Source organism: Cellulomonas massiliensis JC225 (assembly GCF_000312005.1).
Classification (GTDB): Bacteria; Actinomycetota; Actinomycetes; order Actinomycetales; family Cellulomonadaceae; genus Cellulomonas; species Cellulomonas massiliensis.
Genome location: NZ_HE978588.1, coordinates 3,014,154 through 3,031,273, shown reverse-complemented (window position 1 = coordinate 3,031,273; position 17,120 = coordinate 3,014,154). Strand labels below are relative to the sequence as shown.

Annotated in this window: 14 protein-coding genes; 9 read left to right on the top strand and 5 right to left on the bottom strand. The window is 73.8% G+C overall.

Annotated features, from left to right (window positions below):
- Together infB and rbfA are read left to right on the top strand one after the other, a co-directional pair.
- The coding region (infB, locus tag HGCM_RS14285; protein WP_026075489.1) for a translation initiation factor IF-2 at positions 1 to 2,052 on the top strand (2,052 nt) is incomplete at its 5' end.
- A 71-nt stretch (positions 2,053 to 2,123) separates the two neighbouring features.
- Positions 2,124 to 2,570, top strand: coding sequence for a 30S ribosome-binding factor RbfA (gene rbfA, locus HGCM_RS14280; protein WP_019137512.1), 447 nt, complete (start codon positions 2,124 to 2,126; stop codon positions 2,568 to 2,570).
- Positions 2,571 to 2,645: 75 nt separating this feature from the next.
- Here the strand turns inward: rbfA and HGCM_RS14275 are convergent, their stop codons facing one another.
- From HGCM_RS14275 to HGCM_RS14265, 3 genes are all read right to left on the bottom strand, one after another.
- Positions 2,646 to 3,707 (bottom strand): hypothetical protein, encoded by a 1,062-nt coding sequence (locus tag HGCM_RS14275; protein ID WP_026075488.1) that lies wholly within the window; start codon positions 3,705 to 3,707, stop codon positions 2,646 to 2,648.
- 5 nt (positions 3,708 to 3,712) lie between these two features.
- A complete protein-coding gene (locus HGCM_RS18400; RefSeq protein WP_019137510.1) occupies positions 3,713 to 6,370 on the bottom strand; it encodes a sodium-translocating pyrophosphatase in 2,658 nt (885 codons plus the stop codon).
- 152 nt (positions 6,371 to 6,522) lie between these two features.
- Positions 6,523 to 7,989, bottom strand: coding sequence for a DHA2 family efflux MFS transporter permease subunit (locus tag HGCM_RS14265; protein WP_019137509.1), 1,467 nt, complete (start codon positions 7,987 to 7,989; stop codon positions 6,523 to 6,525).
- A 111-nt stretch (positions 7,990 to 8,100) separates the two neighbouring features.
- Here HGCM_RS14265 and HGCM_RS14260 point away from each other — a divergent pair, with 111 nt between their 5' ends.
- Genes HGCM_RS14260 through HGCM_RS14250 form a run of 3 tightly spaced genes read left to right on the top strand, consistent with a single transcriptional unit; the run spans position 8,101 to position 10,686 of the window.
- Positions 8,101 to 8,679: a TetR/AcrR family transcriptional regulator gene (locus HGCM_RS14260; protein ID WP_246119464.1), complete on the top strand. Its 579-nt coding sequence runs from the start codon at positions 8,101 to 8,103 to the stop codon at positions 8,677 to 8,679.
- Positions 8,676 to 9,620 (top strand): tRNA pseudouridine(55) synthase TruB, encoded by a 945-nt coding sequence (truB, locus tag HGCM_RS14255; protein WP_019137507.1) that lies wholly within the window; start codon positions 8,676 to 8,678, stop codon positions 9,618 to 9,620. Before HGCM_RS14260 ends, truB begins: the two co-directional genes overlap by 4 nt.
- Positions 9,621 to 9,678: 58 nt before the next feature.
- Entirely contained in the window at positions 9,679 to 10,686 is a 1,008-nt protein-coding gene (locus HGCM_RS14250) for a bifunctional riboflavin kinase/FAD synthetase (protein WP_040399128.1), read from the top strand.
- A 32-nt stretch (positions 10,687 to 10,718) separates the two neighbouring features.
- On the opposite strand, the gene HGCM_RS19470 is transcribed toward HGCM_RS14250, so the two are convergent.
- Complete coding sequence (locus HGCM_RS19470; RefSeq protein ID WP_019137505.1) at positions 10,719 to 10,883, bottom strand: hypothetical protein; 165 nt, start codon at positions 10,881 to 10,883, stop codon at positions 10,719 to 10,721.
- Positions 10,884 to 11,110: 227 nt separating this feature from the next.
- On the opposite strand from HGCM_RS19470, the gene rpsO reads away from it, so the two are divergent.
- The 3 genes from rpsO (at position 11,111) to HGCM_RS14230 (ending at position 15,172) form a co-directional block, all read left to right on the top strand.
- The gene (gene rpsO, locus HGCM_RS14240) at positions 11,111 to 11,380 is read left to right on the top strand and encodes a 30S ribosomal protein S15 (protein WP_019137504.1); all 270 of its coding nucleotides are present in this window, start codon (positions 11,111 to 11,113) and stop codon (positions 11,378 to 11,380) included.
- A gap of 215 nt (positions 11,381 to 11,595) precedes the next feature.
- On the top strand, positions 11,596 to 13,827 hold the full coding sequence (locus HGCM_RS14235; protein ID WP_019137503.1) for a polyribonucleotide nucleotidyltransferase: 2,232 nt from the start codon (positions 11,596 to 11,598) through the stop codon (positions 13,825 to 13,827).
- A gap of 1 nt (position 13,828) precedes the next feature.
- The gene (locus HGCM_RS14230) at positions 13,829 to 15,172 is read left to right on the top strand and encodes a M16 family metallopeptidase (RefSeq protein WP_019137502.1); all 1,344 of its coding nucleotides are present in this window, start codon (positions 13,829 to 13,831) and stop codon (positions 15,170 to 15,172) included.
- Positions 15,173 to 15,203: 31 nt separating this feature from the next.
- Here HGCM_RS14230 and HGCM_RS14225 read toward each other — a convergent pair whose 3' ends face one another.
- Entirely contained in the window at positions 15,204 to 16,223 is a 1,020-nt protein-coding gene (locus HGCM_RS14225; RefSeq protein ID WP_019137501.1) for a hypothetical protein, read from the bottom strand.
- Between the two features lie 84 nt (positions 16,224 to 16,307).
- Between HGCM_RS14225 and HGCM_RS14220 the strand changes: the two genes are divergently transcribed.
- A complete protein-coding gene (locus HGCM_RS14220) occupies positions 16,308 to 17,108 on the top strand; it encodes a hypothetical protein (protein ID WP_019137500.1) in 801 nt (266 codons plus the stop codon).
- Positions 17,109 to 17,120 lie beyond the last annotated feature (12 nt).

The window sequence follows — 17,120 nt, the reverse complement described above, 5'->3', positions numbered from 1 at the left end:
GGCCGCGGCGGCTTCGGCGGCCGTCCCGGTGGCGGTGGCGGCGCGCCCGGCGGTGGCGGCGGCTTCGCCGGCCGTCCCGGTGGCGGCGGTCGTCCCGGCGGTGCCGGTCGTGGCTCCACGCAGGGTGCGTTCGGTCGTGCGGGCGGTCGTCCCGTCCGCGGCCGCAAGTCGAAGCGCGCGAAGCGGCAGGAGTTCGAGCAGATGCAGGCGCCGTCGCTGGGCGGCGTGTCCGTCCCGCGCGGCAACGGCTCCACGGTGGTGCGGCTGCGCCACGGCTCGTCCCTGAACGACTTCGCCGACAAGATCGACGCCAACCCGGCGTCGCTCGTCACGGTGCTGTTCCACCTCGGTGAGATGGCCACGGCGACCCAGTCGCTCGACGAGGACACGTTCGGCACGCTGGCCGCCGAGCTCGGCTACGTCATCGAGATGGTGTCGGCCGAGGAGGAGGACCGCGAGCTGCTCGGGTCCTTCGACATCGACCTGGAGGCCGAGGAGGCCGGCGAGTCCGACGAGGACCTGCAGGCCCGCCCGCCGGTCGTCACCGTCATGGGTCACGTCGACCACGGCAAGACCAAGCTCCTCGACGCGATCCGCTCGACGGACGTCGTCGCGGGCGAGGCCGGCGGCATCACCCAGCACATCGGCGCCTACCAGGTCACCAAGACCCACGAGGGCGTCGAGCGGCCGATCACGTTCATCGACACCCCGGGTCACGAGGCGTTCACCGCCATGCGTGCCCGTGGTGCGCAGGTCACGGACATCGCGATCCTCGTGGTCGCGGCCGACGACGGCGTGATGCCCCAGACGATCGAGGCGCTCAACCACGCCCAGGCGGCGAACGTGCCGATCGTGGTCGCGGTGAACAAGGTGGACAAGGAGGGGGCCAACCCCGCCAAGATCCGCCAGCAGCTCACCGAGTACAACCTCGTGGCCGAGGAGTACGGCGGCGACACGATGTTCGTCGACGTCTCGGCGAAGCAGAACCTCGGCATCGACGAGCTCCTCGAGGCGGTCCTGCTGACCGCCGACGCGGCGCTCGACCTGCGGGCGAACCCCGACAAGGACGCGCGCGGCGTGGCCATCGAGGCGAACCTCGACAAGGGCCGCGGCGCGGTGGCGACCGTGCTGGTCCAGTCCGGCACGCTGCACGTCGGCGACGCGATCGTCGCGGGCACGGCCTTCGGTCGCGTCCGTGCGATGTTCGACGAGCACGGCGACACCGTCACCGAGGCGGGCCCGTCCCGTCCGGTGCAGGTGCTCGGCCTCGCGTCCGTCCCGTCCGCGGGCGACACGCTGCTCGTCGCTCCCGAGGAGCGCACCGCTCGGCAGATCGCCGAGAAGCGCGAGGCCGCCGAGCGCGCCGCCCTCCTGGCCAAGCGTCGCAAGCGCATCAGCCTCGAGGACTTCACGCAGGCGCTCGCTCAGGGCAAGGTCGAGACCCTCAACCTGGTCATCAAGGGCGACGTGTCCGGTGCCGTCGAGGCGCTGGAGGACGCGCTGCTCAAGATCGACGTGGGCGACGAGGTCGACCTGCGGGTCATCCACCGCGGTGTCGGTGCGATCACGCAGAACGACGTCAACCTGGCGACGGTCGACAACGCGATCATCCTCGGCTTCAACGTGAAGTTCGCGGAGCGCGTCGAGGAGCTGGCCGACCGCGAGGGCGTCGACGTGCGCTTCTACTCGGTCATCTACCAGGCGATCGACGACGTCGAGGCGGCCCTCAAGGGCATGCTCAAGCCGGAGTACGAGGAGGCGCAGCTCGGCACCGCGGAGGTGCGCGAGGTGTTCCGCTCCTCGAAGTTCGGCAACATCGCCGGCTCGATCGTCCGGTCGGGCGAGATCCGTCGCAACACCAAGGCGCGCGTCCTGCGCGGCGGCAAGGTCATCGGGGACAACCTGACGATCGAGTCGCTCAAGCGGTTCAAGGACGACGCGACCGAGGTCCGCGAGGGCTTCGAGTGCGGTATCGGCCTCGGGTCGTTCAACGACCTCGAGATCGGCGACGTCATCGAGACGTGGGAGATGCGGGAGAAGCCGCGCTCCTGAGCGTCACCCTCGAGCCGTGGGGCGGGCGGGTCACCGCCCGCCCCACGGTCGTCCTCGACAGGAGGTAGGAGATGGCCGACACGGCCCGCGCCCGCAAGCTCGCGGAGCGCATCCAGCAGGTCGTCGCGCAGATGCTCGACACCCGCGTGAAGGACCCGCGGCTCGGGTTCGTCACCGTGACGGACGTCAAGGTGACGGGGGACCTGCAGCACGCGGACGTGTACTACACGGTCTACGGCGACGACGAGGCGCGCACGGGCAGCGCCGCCGCGCTCGAGAGCGCCAAGGGTCTCATCCGCTCGGAGGTCGGCAAGCAGACCGGCATCCGGCTCACGCCCACGCTGGCGTTCCACCTCGACGCCGTCCCCGAGACGGCTGCGCACCTCGAGCAGGCGCTGGCCGAGGCCGCGCGCCGCGACGCCGAGGTCGCGGCGCTCGCCGCGCAGGCGAGCTACGCGGGGGAGGCGGACCCCTACCGCCACCCCGACGACGAGCAGGACGACGACGCCGGCCGCTGAGCCGGACGTCCGACGGGCCGGGCCCCGCGCTGGTGCGCGGGTCCCGGCCCGTCGTGCTCCGGCGACCGGCTGCGATCAGTCGCCGAACCACTCGCGCACGCGCTCGACCACGGCCCGTTCGAACAGGTCGTCGTCGTGGCGTGCGCGGAGCCACTGCTGGAAGCTGCCGGACACGCAGGCGTCCAGCTCGGCCCGGCACGCGTCCGGGTCCACGACCGCGCGCAGGAGCTGCTGCTGCGCCTCGGTCTCGTCGCGGTACAGGAACGGGTACCGGGCGGGCAGCAGCGCACGCGCCCAGGGGCGGTCGGGGAACACGCCGACCGCGCCGGCGACCAGCGCCTCGACGTACTCCAGACCGTAGGACTCGTCGAGCGCGGTCGCGAGGAACGCCATCGTGCCGGCCAGGTGCTTCCAGTACGACTCGCGGCTCGCCGTGAGCGGCCCGACCCACGCCCAGTCGTGCTGCGAGACGCGCATCGCCAGCTCGCTGGCCAGGTGCTTCTCGTGCAGCCGCATCTCGAGCCGCAGGGGCGTCTGGCGCCGTACCTTCTCGACCACGTCGAGGAAGACCTTCGGCTGCTTGCGCGGCGACAGGTAGATGGCGGGGTACAGGACGACCGGGACGTCCGTGCGCCGGCGCGGCTGCACGTGCTCGAGGCGGATGCCGAGGTTGACCCAGGCGGTCGTCGCCTGCTCGGCGACGTGCGGCGGTGTCCACTGCCGCACGACCTCGCGGATCTCGGTCGCCGTGCGCTCGGAGTTCGCGAAGGTCGGGAACAGCGCGCACGACAGCGCGAACGTCGCCCGCGGCACCGTCGTCGTGTGGTGGTCGCCGACGCTCCACCACACGAAGTTCATGATCTTCGGCGTGCCGCGCGGCGCCAGCCGGCGGTGCAGCTCGGGGGCGTCGAGCACGTCCATCGTGATGACGACCGTGGAGTCCGGGTCGATCTTGTCGAGCGTGACGATCTCGAAGCCGTCGCCGAACCGGTTCTCGGTGCCGATGAGCTTCGCGCCGGGGAACACCCGCATGAGGCGACGCACGAGGGTGGCGCCCGCGTCGTGCCCGGCGACCCGCCCGTCGGCGTCGACGACGGGGAGCCCCGCCGGGTTCGTGTAGTCGATGGCCATGTGCATGCCGGTCACCTGCCTCCCGCGCCGGCGAGGGCGTCGGCGTCGACGGGGTCGACGGAGCTGTCGGCCGCGGGGGCCGCCCCTGCCGGCGCCGTCGCGGCGGGGGTGTCGAGGCCGGCGTCGGCGCCGGGCTCGGAGGGCACCGGCGGCTCGGGCAGCAGCTCGGTGTCGCTGCCGTCGCGGGGCCGTTCGATGCGCATGGCGTGGAAGGAGCGGTGGACGAACACGAGCGACGTCACGAAGAACGCGGCCGCGAGCACCGCGACGAGGACGCCCTGGCCCTGGTGGCGCAGCGACACGGCGAGCTCGACGGCCAGCAGGCCGAAGAGCGTCGTGAACTTGATGACGGGGTTGAGCGCGACCGAGGACGTGTCCTTGTACGGGTCGCCCACGGTGTCGCCGACGATCGTGGCGTCGTGCAGCGCGGTGCCCTTGGCGTGGAGGTCGATCTCGACGATCTTCTTCGCGTTGTCCCAGGCGCCGCCCGCGTTGGCCATGAAGATCGCCTGGTAGAGGCCGAAGACCGCGATCGAGACGAGGTAGCCGATGAAGAAGTACGGCTCCACGAACGCGAACGCGAGCGTCGAGAAGAACACCCCGAGGAACATGGTGAGCATGCCGCGCTGGGCGTACTGGGTGCAGATCTCCACGACCTTGCGGGAGTCCTCGGGCGACGCCTTCGTCGAGCCGTCCAGCTGGATCGTGCCCTTGATGAAGGCGACCGCGCGGTAGGAGCCGGTCGTCACGGCCTGGATCGAGGCGCCCGTGAACCAGAAGATCACGGCGCCGCCCGTGACGAGCCCCAGGAGGAACGGCGGGTGCAGCAGCGAGAGGTTCTCGAGGTCCGTCGTCAGCCCGTCCGTGAGCGCCATGATGATCGAGAAGATCATCGTGGTCGCCCCCACGACGGCGGTGCCGATGAGCACCGGCTTGGCCGTGGCCTTGAAGGTGTTGCCCGCGCCGTCGTTCTCCTCGAGCATCTGCTTGGCCGCCACCCACTGGGGCTCGAAGCCCTCGGCGCGCAGCTCCTCGTCGATCCCGGAGAGCTCCTCGATCGTCGACAGCTCGTACACGCTCTGCGCGTTGTCGGTGACCGGCCCGTAGGAGTCGACCGCGATCGTGACCGGGCCCATGCCGAGGAAGCCGAAGGCCACCAGACCGAACGCGAAGACGGCCGGCGCGGCCATGAGGGCGTCGAGGCCGAGCGTGGACACGCCGTACCCGACGGCCATGAGCGCGACGACGGCGATGCCGAGCCAGTAGCCGGAGAAGCTGCCCGCCACGATGCCGGAGAGGATGTTGAGCGAGGGGCCGCCCTCGCGGGAGCTCGTCACGACCTCGCGCACGTGGCGTGAGCGGGTCGAGGTGAACGCCTTGACGAGCTCGGGGATCAAGGCGCCGGCGAGGGTGCCGCAGGTGATGATCGCCGCGAGCTTCCACCACAGGCCGTCCGGCATCGCGGAGAGCACGAACCACGAGGTCGCGAACGTCAGGGCGGTCGACGCGACCGACGTGATCCACACGAGCGAGGTCAGGGGCGCCTCGAAGTCCATCCGGTCGGCGTGCGCCCACCGGCGGCGGGTCCACCGGTCGTTGACGAGGTACGAGGCGGCCGACGCGACCACCATGACGGCGCGGACGACGAACAGCCAGACGAGCAGCCCGGCCTGCACCGCCGGGTCGTGGACGCCGAGCAGGACGAACGTGATGAGCGCGACGCCCGTCACGCCGTACGTCTCGAACCCGTCCGCGCTGGGTCCGACCGAGTCGCCCGCGTTGTCGCCGGTGCAGTCGGCGATGACGCCGGGGTTGCGCGCGTCGTCCTCCTTGATCTTGAACGCGATCTTCATGAGGTCCGAGCCGATGTCGGCGATCTTCGTGAAGATGCCGCCGGCGATCCGCAGGGCGGCGGCGCCGAGGGACTCGCCGACGGCGAACCCGATGAAGCAGGCGCCCGCGACGGTCGGCGGCAGGAACAGCAGGATGACGAGCATCATGACGAGCTCGAGGCTGATGAGGACCATCCCGATCGCCATGCCCGCCTGCAGCGGGATGCGGTGCACGGGCAGCGGCCTGCCCCGCAGGGAGGCGTAGGCGGTCCGCGCGTTCGCGAACGTGTTGACGCGGATCCCGAACCAGGCGACCGCGTACGACCCCGCCATGCCGAGCAGGGAGAACGCGATGACGACCGCGACCTTGCCCCACGCGAACCCGACGAGGAAGCGGTAGTAGACGACGATGACGACCGCGATGAAGCCCCACAGGACGAGCAGGAAGCGCCCCTGCTGCGTGAGGTAGGTGCGGCAGGTCGAGTAGATGAGCTCGGCGACCTCGCGCATCGAGGAGTGCACGGGCAGCCGGCGCAGCCGGGAGAACGTCGCCGCGCCGAAGGCGAGGCCGCCGAGGCACACCAGGATCCCGATGCCGAGCAGCGCCCGGCCGGAGACGCCGCCGAGGGTCGTGACCTGCGACAGGTCGGGCAGGACGAGCGACGCCTCGCCGCCGGACGGGCCGTCCTCGGCCGCGGGTACGGCCCGCGCGGGCGCGAACGCGGTCAGCAGCAGGAGCAGCGGCAGCGCCGCGAGCGAAACAGCGCGGCGGGCCGTGCAGGCCCGGCTCCGGGGCCGGGGAGCGGGGGCGGGGCGAGGGTCGTGACAGGCGTCCACGTCTCGCACGCTAGGAGCGCGCCGCGGCCGCCTCGAGTGACCTAGGTCTCGGACGCCGGGGACCCCTCCACCGAGGGCGGGTGCTCCCGGTGGAGGGGCTTGCGGGGGTCGGCGGACAGGGCCTGACCAGGGACCTCGGTCCGGGGCGCTCGTCAGGCGGGGACGAGCTCGCGGACGGGCTCGGCGGCCGCCGCGCCGGTGAGCCGCCCGGTCGCGCGGGGCATCGCGAGGGTCACCAGGGCGGCCAGCGCGGTGATGCCGGCGCCGACCCAGACCGCCGGCTGGAGGCCGGCCGCGTACCCGGCCGGGGTGAGCGTGCCGCCCGCCGCCTGGAAGACCGCGACGAGCACCGCCACGCCGAGCGCGCCGCCGATCTCGCGGATGGTCGCGTTCACCGAGCTCGCGGTCCCGTGGTCGTCGGGCGCCATGTCCGCCAGCACCGCCGTCGCCTGCGGCGCGAAGGTGAGGCCCATGCCGATGCCCGCCAGCGCGAGGCCCGGGACGAGGTCGGCGTAGGTGGTCGCCGATCCGATCACGGCGGCCTGGAGGCCGAGGCCGAGGGCCTGCAGAGCGAGGCCGCTCACGAGCAGCGGCCGCACGCCCACCCGGGGCGCGAGCAGCCCGGCGAGGGGGGCGACGAGCATCGGCGCGGCGGTCCACGGCAGGGTGCGCACGCCCGCCTCGAGCGGCGTGTACCCCATGCCGACCTGCAGGTACTGCGACAGCAGGAAGACCGCGCCGAAGACGCCGACGTAGAAGAGCAGCGCGCCGGCGTTCGTCACGGAGAAGGACCGGACCCGGAACAGCCGCAGCGGGACCAGCGCGTAGGGCGTGCGGGCCTCCCGGCGCACGAACAGCGCGAGCAGCGCCAGCCCCAGGACGAGCCCGCCGAGGACGCGGCCGGACGTCCAGCCGTCCTCGTTGCCGCGGACGATCGACCACACGAGCGCGAGCACCCCGCTCGCCGCGAGCACGAGGCCGGCCAGGTCGAGCCGCTGGCGGCGCCCCGTCTGCTCGGGCAGCGCCAGCAGCACCAGCGGCACCGCCACGAGCGCGACCGGGACGTTGATCCAGAAGATCGCCTGCCACGACAGCCCCTCGACGACGGCGCCGCCGACGACCGGTCCGAGCGCGACGCCGAGGCCCGACACCGCGCCCCACACGCCGATGGCCATGGCGCGCCGCGACGCGGGCACGGCGGCGGCGAGCAGGGTGAGCGACAGCGGCATGACGGCGGCCGCGCCCGCGCCCTGCAGCGTGCGGGCCGCGATGAGCGCGCCGGCGCTCGTCGACAGCGCGGAGGCGATCGACGCCAGCGCGAACACCGTGATGCCGGCGAGGAACAGGCGGCGGCGGCCGAGCCGGTCGCCCAGCGTGGCCGCGGCGATCATGAGCGACGCGAAGGCGAGCGTGTAGGCGTTGACCATCCACTGCAGCTGCTCGAGCGACGCGGACAGCTCGGTGTGCAGGACCGGCAGCGCGGTCGTCATGACGAGGTTGTCGAGCGTCGCCATGAACATCGGCAGCGATGCGGCGAGGAGGGCGAGGGCGGTCGAGCGCCGGCGCCCGGCGTGGGCGGGCGGCACGGGCTCGTCGGCCCGGTCGGTCAGCGTGGTCATCGTGTCTCCCTGGAGCGGGGCCGCGGGCGGCGGAGGACGTGTGCGGCAACGGTTGGCATTGAGTGATAACTAACAAAGACGAACGTAGGCATCCACTGATAACCTGTCAACATGGCGACTCAGGATGCGGACACCGCGACGACGCGGATGACCGGGGCCCAGCGGCGCGACCAGATCCTCGCGGTGGCCCGCCGGCTCTTCGCGCGCGACGGCTTCGCGGCCACGACGGACGAGATCGCGCGCGAGGCCGGCGTCTCGCAGCCCTACGTGGTGCGCCTGTTCGGCTCCAAGCGCGAGCTCTTCCGCGAGACGCACGCCCAGGTGACCGCGCAGGTGCTCGAGACGCTCCGGCGCGTGCCCGCCGGTCCGGACGCGGCCCGGGAGATGGGGGAGGCGTACACCGGGCTGCTCGACGACCGCGACCTGCTCCGGCTGCTCATGCACGGGTTCCTCGACAGCGACCCCGCGGTCGCGTCGAACGCGCGGCGCACCCTCGGGGAGGCCTACCAGGCGTTCCTCGAGCGCTCCGGCGGCACCGCGGAGGAGGGGCGGCAGTTCGTCGCCAACGGCATGCTCATCAACGTGCTGCTCGCCGTCGACGCGCCCGCCCACGAGGGCGAGGAGGCCGGTCTGGACTCGCTCCTGCTCTGCGTCGCCGAGAGCATCGCCGAGCAGCGGCGCACCGCGTGAGCGCCGAGCCGCGCGAGCGCGCGCCGCGGCGGCCGACCGCGGCGGACGGCGTCCTCGTCGTCGACAAGCCGGCCGGCTGGACGAGCCACGACGTCGTCGCGCGCCTGCGGCGGGTCGCCGGCACCCGCAAGGTGGGGCACGCCGGGACGCTCGATCCCATGGCGACCGGCGTCCTCGTCGTCGGTGTCGGGCGGGCCACCCGCCTGCTCACCTACGTCGTCGGCGCGGACAAGGAGTACCTCGCGACCGTCCGGCTCGGCGAGACCACGTCGACCGAGGACGCCGAGGGCGAGCGCACGTCGCTCGCCGGCGCGGGCGACCTGACGAGCAGCGACGTCGTCGCGGCCACCGTCCCGCTGACGGGCCCGCTCCAGCAGGTCCCGAGCGCGGTCTCCGCGATCAAGGTGGACGGCCGGCGGTCGTACGACCGCGTGCGGGCCGGCGAGGCGGTCGAGCTGGCGGCGCGGCCGGTGGTCGTGCACGCGTTCGAGGTGCTCGGCACGCGCGCCGCGACGGTGGACGGCGTGGGCGTGCTCGACGTGGACGTGCGCGTCGTCGTCTCGTCCGGGACGTACGTGCGCGCCCTCGCGCGGGACCTCGGCGCCGCGCTCGGCGTCGGCGGCCACCTCACCGCCCTGCGCCGCACGCGGGTCGGCGGGTTCGCGCTCGACCGCGCCGCGACGCTCGACGAGCTCGCGCAGCTCCCCGACGACGTGCCGGCCGAGACGCTCCCGCTCGCGGACGCGGCGCGCGCGGTCATGCCCGAGCGCGTCCTCACGTCCGCCGAGGCGACGGCGCTGTCCTACGGGCAGGCGATCGCGGCGCGCGAGGGGGACCCCGGCGGCCCGCTGGCCGCGGTCGCGCCCGACGGGTCGCTCGTCGCGCTCGTCGAGACCCGCGGCGGGCGCGCACGCCCCGTGCTCGTCCTCGCGCCCGCGTGAGCGCGCCGCCCGCACCGGTCCCGACGGTCGCGGCGCCGCACGGGGCCGCGCGGATGGCATGATCGCACCTGTGCTGCGCTGGACCGACCTGTCCGAGGTCCCCGACGACTTCGGCCCCTCGGTCGTCACGATCGGCAACTTCGACGGCGTGCACCGGGGGCACGTGAGCGTCCTCAGCGCGATGGCCGACGACGCGCGGGCGGGGGGCGCCCGCGCCGTGGCCGTGACGTTCAGCCCGCACCCGCAGCAGGTGCACCGGCCGGGTGCGGCGCCGGCGCTCATCACCGGCGACGAGGACCGGCTCGAGCTGCTCGCCGGGACCGGCCTCGACGCCGTGCTGCTGCTGCCCTACACGCTCGACTTCGCGCGCCAGACGCCCGAGGAGTTCGTGCGCCGCTACCTCGTCGACGGCCTGCGGGCCCGGACGGTGGTCGTGGGCCGCGACGTGCGGTTCGGGCGCGACAACTCCGGCGACCTCGCCACCATGGGGGAGCTCGGGCGCCGCTTCGGCTTCGGCGTCGAGGTGATCGACGACGTCACGGGTCCCGCGGGCGCGGCGGACGACCCGGTGCACCGCCGGTGGTCGTCCTCGTGGGTGCGCGAGCTGCTGCAGGACGGCGACGTGGTGGGCGCCGCGCAGGTGCTCGGCCGCCCGCACCGGCTGCGCGGCGTGGTCGTGCACGGCGACGCCCGGGGGCGCGAGCTCGGCTACCCGACGGCGAACCTGGCCGCGGACTCCGACGGCATGGTGCCCGCGGACGGCGTGTACGCCGGGTGGCTGCGCCGCTCGCGCACGGCGGACGGTGAGCCGCTCGTCGACGAGCCCCGGCTGCCCGCGGCCATCTCGATCGGCACGAACCCGACGTTCGACGGCGTGAGCCGCCGGGTCGAGGCGTACGTGCTCGACCGCACCGACCTCGACCTGTACGACGAGGAGGTCGTGCTCGAGCTCGTCGCGCGGCTGCGGCCGACGCTCGCCTTCTCGTCGGTCGACGAGCTCGTCGAGGCGATGGACGGCGACGTGGCGCGGGCGCGCCAGGTGCTCGGGGTCGCGCCGCAGGAGTGAGGCGCCGGCCGGTGGGCGGCGTCAGCTCCCCGTCACACGTGGTCGCGCAGCTGGTGCATGCCGTCGAGCACCTGGTGCCCGATCGCGAGGAGCTCCTCGCGGCTGCGGCGTGCGCCCGGCTCGGACGCGGGCGCGTCCCAGCCGAAGTCGAGGACGTCGGACGAGGCGGGGTGCGGTGCCTCGGGCAGGTCGTTCACGTGCGGTGCCCTCCTTGGCGTGCGACGGCAGGAGACTACCGGCTCGTGTCCGATTCGTCCGCCGGTCGGTGCGTCCCGCGCGGTCGACCGGCGCACCAGCGGACCGGAGGGGGGTCGACCCGTCCGGCCTGGTAGCATGACTGCTGCCGTACGACCGGCCGCGGAACGAGAGAGCCCGGGTGGACATGCCCCGGCGCACCGCGCAACGAGACACCACGAGGAGAACCGTGTCGCTCGACACTGCCACCAAGCAGGCCATCATGACCGAGTACGCCACTCACGAGGGCGACACCGGCTCGCCGGAGGTGCAGATCGCGGTCCTGACGCAGCGCATCAAGGACCTGACGGAGCACCTCAAGGAGCACAAGCACGACCACCACAGCCGCCGCGGGCTGCTGCTGCTCGTCGGTCGTCGTCGCCGCCTGCTCGGCTACCTCCAGAAGGTCGACATCAACCGCTACCGCAGCATCGTGGAGCGCCTCGGCCTTCGCCGCTGAACCTCCGGACCAGCCCGGACCCCGCGCGGGTCCGGGCTGGTTCCGCGTGGGGCCGTCGCCGGCCCCGCGCGACCCGCACCACCAGCACCATCCACCGCGCCTGGTCCGCTCGTCCGGTCCTCGGTAGTGGCTCTCGGAACCGCACCCGGCTCCGAGGACCACGGTCGAAGACCGCCGCGGCCGGCCCGGCGCCTTCGAGAACAAGGAGGGCACCCGTGGAGGGTCCCGAGATCCAGTTCGCCGAGGCCGTCATCGACAACGGCTCCTTCGGCACCCGCACCGTCCGCTTCGAGACGGGCCGCCTGGCCAAGCAGGCCGCCGGCGCCGTCGCCGCCTACCTGGACGGCGACACGATGCTCCTGTCGGCCACCACGGCCGGCAAGCACCCCAAGGACCAGTTCGACTTCTTCCCGCTGACGATCGACGTCGAGGAGCGGCAGTACGCCGCCGGCAAGATCCCCGGCTCGTTCTTCCGCCGTGAGGGCCGTCCCTCGACCGAGGCGATCCTCGCCTGCCGGCTCGTCGACCGCCCGCTGCGCCCGCTGTTCGTCAAGGGCCTGCGCAACGAGGTCCAGGTCGTCATCACCGTCCTGGCGATCCACCCGGACGACGCGTACGACGTCCTCGCGATCAACGCCGCGTCGATCTCGACGCAGATCTCCGGCCTGCCGTTCTCCGGCCCCGTCGGCGGCGTGCGCATCGCGCTCATCGACGGCCAGTGGGTCGCGTTCCCGCGCTACTCCGAGCGCGAGCGCGCCACGTTCGACATGGTCGTCGCCGGCCGCGTCGTCGGTGACGACGTCGCGATCGCGATGATCGAGGCCGAGGCGCCCGAGAAGTCGTGGAACCTCATCAAGGGCGAGGGTGCGCAGGCGCCGACCGAGGAGGTCGTCGCCGAGGGCCTCGAGGCCGCCAAGCCGTTCATCCGCGCGCTCGTCGAGGCGCAGCGCGAGCTGGCGAGCAAGGCCGCCAAGGAGACGCAGGTCTTCCCGACGTTCCCGGACTACCAGGACGACGCGTACGCCGCCGTCGAGGGCGCCGCGTCGGCGCGCCTGGGCGAGGCGCTGAGCATCGCCGACAAGCAGACCCGCGAGGGCCGCCTGGACGAGATCAAGGCGGAGGTCCTCGCCGAGCTCGCCGAGCAGTTCGAGGGTCGCGAGAAGGAGCTCTCCGCCGCGTACCGCTCGGTGCAGAAGAAGCTCATCCGCCAGCGCATCCTCACCGACGGCTTCCGCATCGACGGCCGCGGCCTGCGCGACATCCGCACGCTCTCGGCCGAGGTCGAGGTCCTCCCGCGGGTGCACGGCTCGGCGCTGTTCGAGCGCGGCGAGACGCAGATCCTCGGCGTCACGACGCTCAACATGCTCCGCATGGAGCAGCAGCTCGACACGCTGTCGCCCGAGACGCGCAAGCGCTACATGCACAACTACAACTTCCCGCCGTACTCGACCGGTGAGACGGGCCGCGTGGGCTCGCCGAAGCGGCGCGAGATCGGTCACGGCGCGCTCGCCGAGCGGGCGCTCGTGCCGGTCCTGCCGTCGCGCGAGGAGTTCCCCTACGCGATCCGCCAGGTGTCCGAGGCGCTCGGCTCCAACGGCTCGACGTCGATGGGCTCGGTTTGCGCCTCGACGCTCTCGCTCCTGAACGCCGGCGTGCCGCTGCGGGCGCCCGTCGCGGGCATCGCGATGGGTCTGGTCTCCGACACGGTCGACGGCGAGACGCGGTACGCCGCGCTCACCGACATCCTCGGCGCCGAGGACGCGTTCGGCGACATGGACTTCAAGGTCGCCGGCACGCGGGAGTTCGTCACCGCGATCCAGCTCGACACCAAGCTCGACGGCATCCCGGCGTCGGTCCTGGCGGGCGCGCTGACCCAGGCGAAGGAGGCTCGCCTCGCGATCCTCGACGTCATCGCCGAGGCGATCGACACGCCGGACGAGATGAGCCCGTACGCGCCGCGCGTCATCACGGTGAAGGTGCCGGTCGACAAGATCGGCGAGGTCATCGGCCCCAAGGGCAAGATGATCAACCAGATCCAGGAGGAGACGGGCGCCGACATCTCCATCGAGGACGACGGCACGGTCTACATCGGTGCGACCGACGGCCCGTCGGCCGAGGCGGCGCGGGCCGCGATCAACGCGATCGCCAACCCGCACATGCCCGAGGTCGGCGAGCGGTTCGTCGGGACCGTCGTCAAGACGACGTCGTTCGGCGCCTTCATCTCGCTGTCGCCCGGCAAGGACGGTCTGCTGCACATCAGCCAGATCCGCAAGCTCGTCGGCGGCAAGCGCGTGGAGAACGTCGAGGACGTCCTCTCGATCGGCCAGAAGGTCCAGGTCGAGATCGGCGAGATCGACCCGCGCGGCAAGCTGTCGCTGCACGCGGTCGTCGACGAGGACGGCGAGGCCGCCGGCTCCGCCGACGCGCCGGCCGCGGTCGACGCCTGACGTGCCCCTGGACCTCCCGCTCGTCCGGACCGGTGGGCCCGGGGCCGAGCAGTCCGTCGGGCAGGACGGTGACACGCACGTGCGTCGATCCGTCCTGCCCGGCGGGGTCCGGGTGCTCTCCGAGCACATGCCCGGCCTGCGCTCCGCGACCGTCGGGGCGTGGGTCGGCGTCGGGTCCCGCGACGAGGAGTCGGGCCACCACGGCTCGACGCACTTCCTCGAGCACCTGCTGTTCAAGGGGACGGCCCGGCGCACCGCGATGGACATCGCGGAGGCCTTCGACGCCGTCGGCGGCGAGGCGAACGCCGCCACCGGCAAGGAGCACACGTGCTACTACGCGCGTGTGCTCGACACCGACCTGCCCATGGCCGTCGACGTCATCGCGGACATGGTGACGAGCGCCCGGATCGACACCGACGAGCTCGAGACCGAGCGCGGGGTCATCCTCGAGGAGCTCGCCATGAACGACGACGACCCCAGCGACGTCGTCCACGAGCAGTTCGCCGCCGCCGTCCTCGGCGCCCACCCCCTGGGCCGCCCGATCGGCGGCACCCCCGACACGATCCGCGCGGTGCCGCGCGACGCCGTGTGGGAGCACTACCGCTGGCACTACAAGCCCTCGACGCTCGTCGTCTCCGCCGCCGGCGGGGTCGACCACGACGCCCTGTGCGAGCAGGTCTTCGACGCGCTCGCCACCGGCGGGTGGTCGCTCGACGAGGCCGCGGCGCCCGAGGGCCGCCGCGTCCCCGGCCTCGACCTGCCGGCCGGCACGGCCGGCATCCCCGCCGTCGGGCTCGAGCGCTCCGTGCGCCGCCCGACCGAGCAGGCCAACGTCATCGTCGGCAGCACGTCGCTCACCGCGACGGACCCGCGCCGGTTCACGCTCTCCGTGCTCAACGCCGTCCTCGGCGGCGGCATGTCCTCGCGCCTGTTCCAGGAGATCCGCGAGCGGCGCGGGCTCGCGTACTCGACGTACTCGTTCGCGAGCGGCCACGCGGACACGGGCGTGTTCGGCCTGTACGCGGGCTGCACGCCCGCGCGGGTCGACGAGGTCGTCGCGCTCATGGTCGCCGAGTTCGAGCGGCTGGCCGACAGCCCGATCACGCCGGCGGAGCTGGAGCGCTCGCTCGGCCAGCTGTGCGGCGGGCTCGTCCTCGGCATGGAGGACACCGGCTCGCGGATGAGCAGGCTCGGCAAGGCCGAGCTGGTGCACGGCGAGCTGCTCAGCCTGGACGAGTCGCTCGAGCGCGTGCGCGCGGTCACGGCGGCGGACGTGCAGGAGCTGGCGGCCGACCTCGCCTCGCGGCCGCGCACCGTGGTGCGCGTCGGCCCCTTCGGGGACTGAGCCGCAGGCCGGCGGCGCACCGTCCGAGGCGTCAGGCGCGCGCCGGGAGGAAGCGGTGCAGGCCGCGTGCCAGCGGGACGGCCCCGCAGGCGGCCAGGGCCGACACGGCGACGGCCAGCGGCATCACGAGCCCCGCGTCCGGCCCGCCCTGCCACCACGTCGCGAACGCGGGAGCGAGGAGCGCGAGGGCGACGAGCGCGGCGAGCACCCACACCGCGCGCCCGAGTCCCACGGACAGGACGGCGAGCGTCACGAGCGCGAGCAGCCCGCCGGCCGGGACGGCGTCGCGCGGGAGGACGACCGCGGCGTCCTCGCCGCCCAGGAGCGCGACCGCGCTCCACGCGGCGCCCAGGGGGAGCCCGACGACGGCCACCGCCAGCCACCGCGCGCCGGTGGCCGTCGGGGGTCCCGGCGGCAGGGACCGCCCGAGCCGACGCCCCGCCCACGTGACGACGAGCAGCGCGAACAGGAGGACGAGCGGGGTGAGCGCCCCGGGGTGCGGGACCCGCTCGACCCCGCCGGCGAGCTCCGTCCCGGCGACCACCTCGCGCCGGGACGGGAACAGCGCGCCCGCCTCGTCCCGCCACGCCCACGGGTCGGTCCAGCCCGGCCACTGCCCGGAGAGCGCGAGCTCCTCCAGGACGGTCCGGGGCTCGCTCCACGACTCGGGCGTGAGGCCCTCGAGGACGCGACGGGAGACCAGGCCCACGGCGCTCCACGCGACGACGACGCCCGCGCACAGGGCGGGCACGAGCCGCGGCCGACCGCGCCGCGTCTGCTCGGCCGTCGCGAGCAGGACGAGGACGGCGACGGGGGCGAGGTGCGGCGTCCAGTCGCGCGCCTGCCACAGCGCGATGCCGTGGACCGTGCCGTCGTGGTCGTACAGGTGCTCGCCCCACGTGGCGAGCGCGGTCGTCCCGACGAACAGGACCGCGAGCGCCAGCAGCAGCCCGCCGACCGCCTCGAGGACCGCCCGGCGCCGCACCCGTCCGACGACCGGAGCCGCCCCCGGGTCCGAGGTCGCGGGGGCGGGGGCCGGGGCGAGGTCCATGCCGTGCCATCGGCGTCGCGGCGGCGACGCTTGAGGGGGCCCACGTGCCTGTCCCGCGGCACGGCCGCGCGCGATGATGGGTCCATGAGCGACCGCTACCTGCGTGTCGGGGCCCACGTGCCCGGGACGGTCGAGCACGCGTGGGTCGTGCGGCACGACGCGCCGACGACCGAGGTGCTCGTCCCGGACGGCCGCGGCCTGCTCCAGGTCGTCGTCGGGCCGGCCGGCACCCTGCGGGACGTGCTCACCGGGGTCGAGCGGCCCGACGGGACCGGCCTGCGAGGACTGACGACCCACGCCGCGCTGCGCCGGCACGGCGACGCCGTGGTCCGCGTCGGCGTCCAGCTGCACCCCCTGGCCACGACACGCCTCGGGCGCGGGCCCCTCGCGGACGTGTGGCAGCCCGCGGAGACGCTCGTCGGCGCCGACGTGCTCGCGGCCGTCGCGACGGACGTCGCGGTCGGCGAGGACGAGCGGGCCGCGCGTCGTCTGGTCGACGCCCTCGCCGTCGTGCCTCGCGTCGAGGGGGACGACCTCGGGCGGCTCGCCGACGCGCTGCGGGTGGTCGACGAGCGGGAGGGGCGGGTGTCGGCCGGCGAGCTCGCGCGGGCGGTCGAGGCCACGGTCAGCGACCTGTACCGGTGGTCCGAGCGGTTCCTCGGCGTCGAGCTCGGGCGGTACCTCGCAGCCATCCGGTTCACCGTGCTCGTCCGGGAGGCGGTCGGGCGGGGCACGCACGACGTCGGGCAGGTGGCGGGCGTGCTGCGCTGGTACGTGCGGGCCGGCCACCCGCCGCGGGAGGTCGAGCGCCTCACCGGCCTCGCGCCGGCCGAGCTGCGCCGCGTGCTGGACCGGCTGACGGACGTCGTCGCACCGGTCCGCTGACCTCCGTAGGGT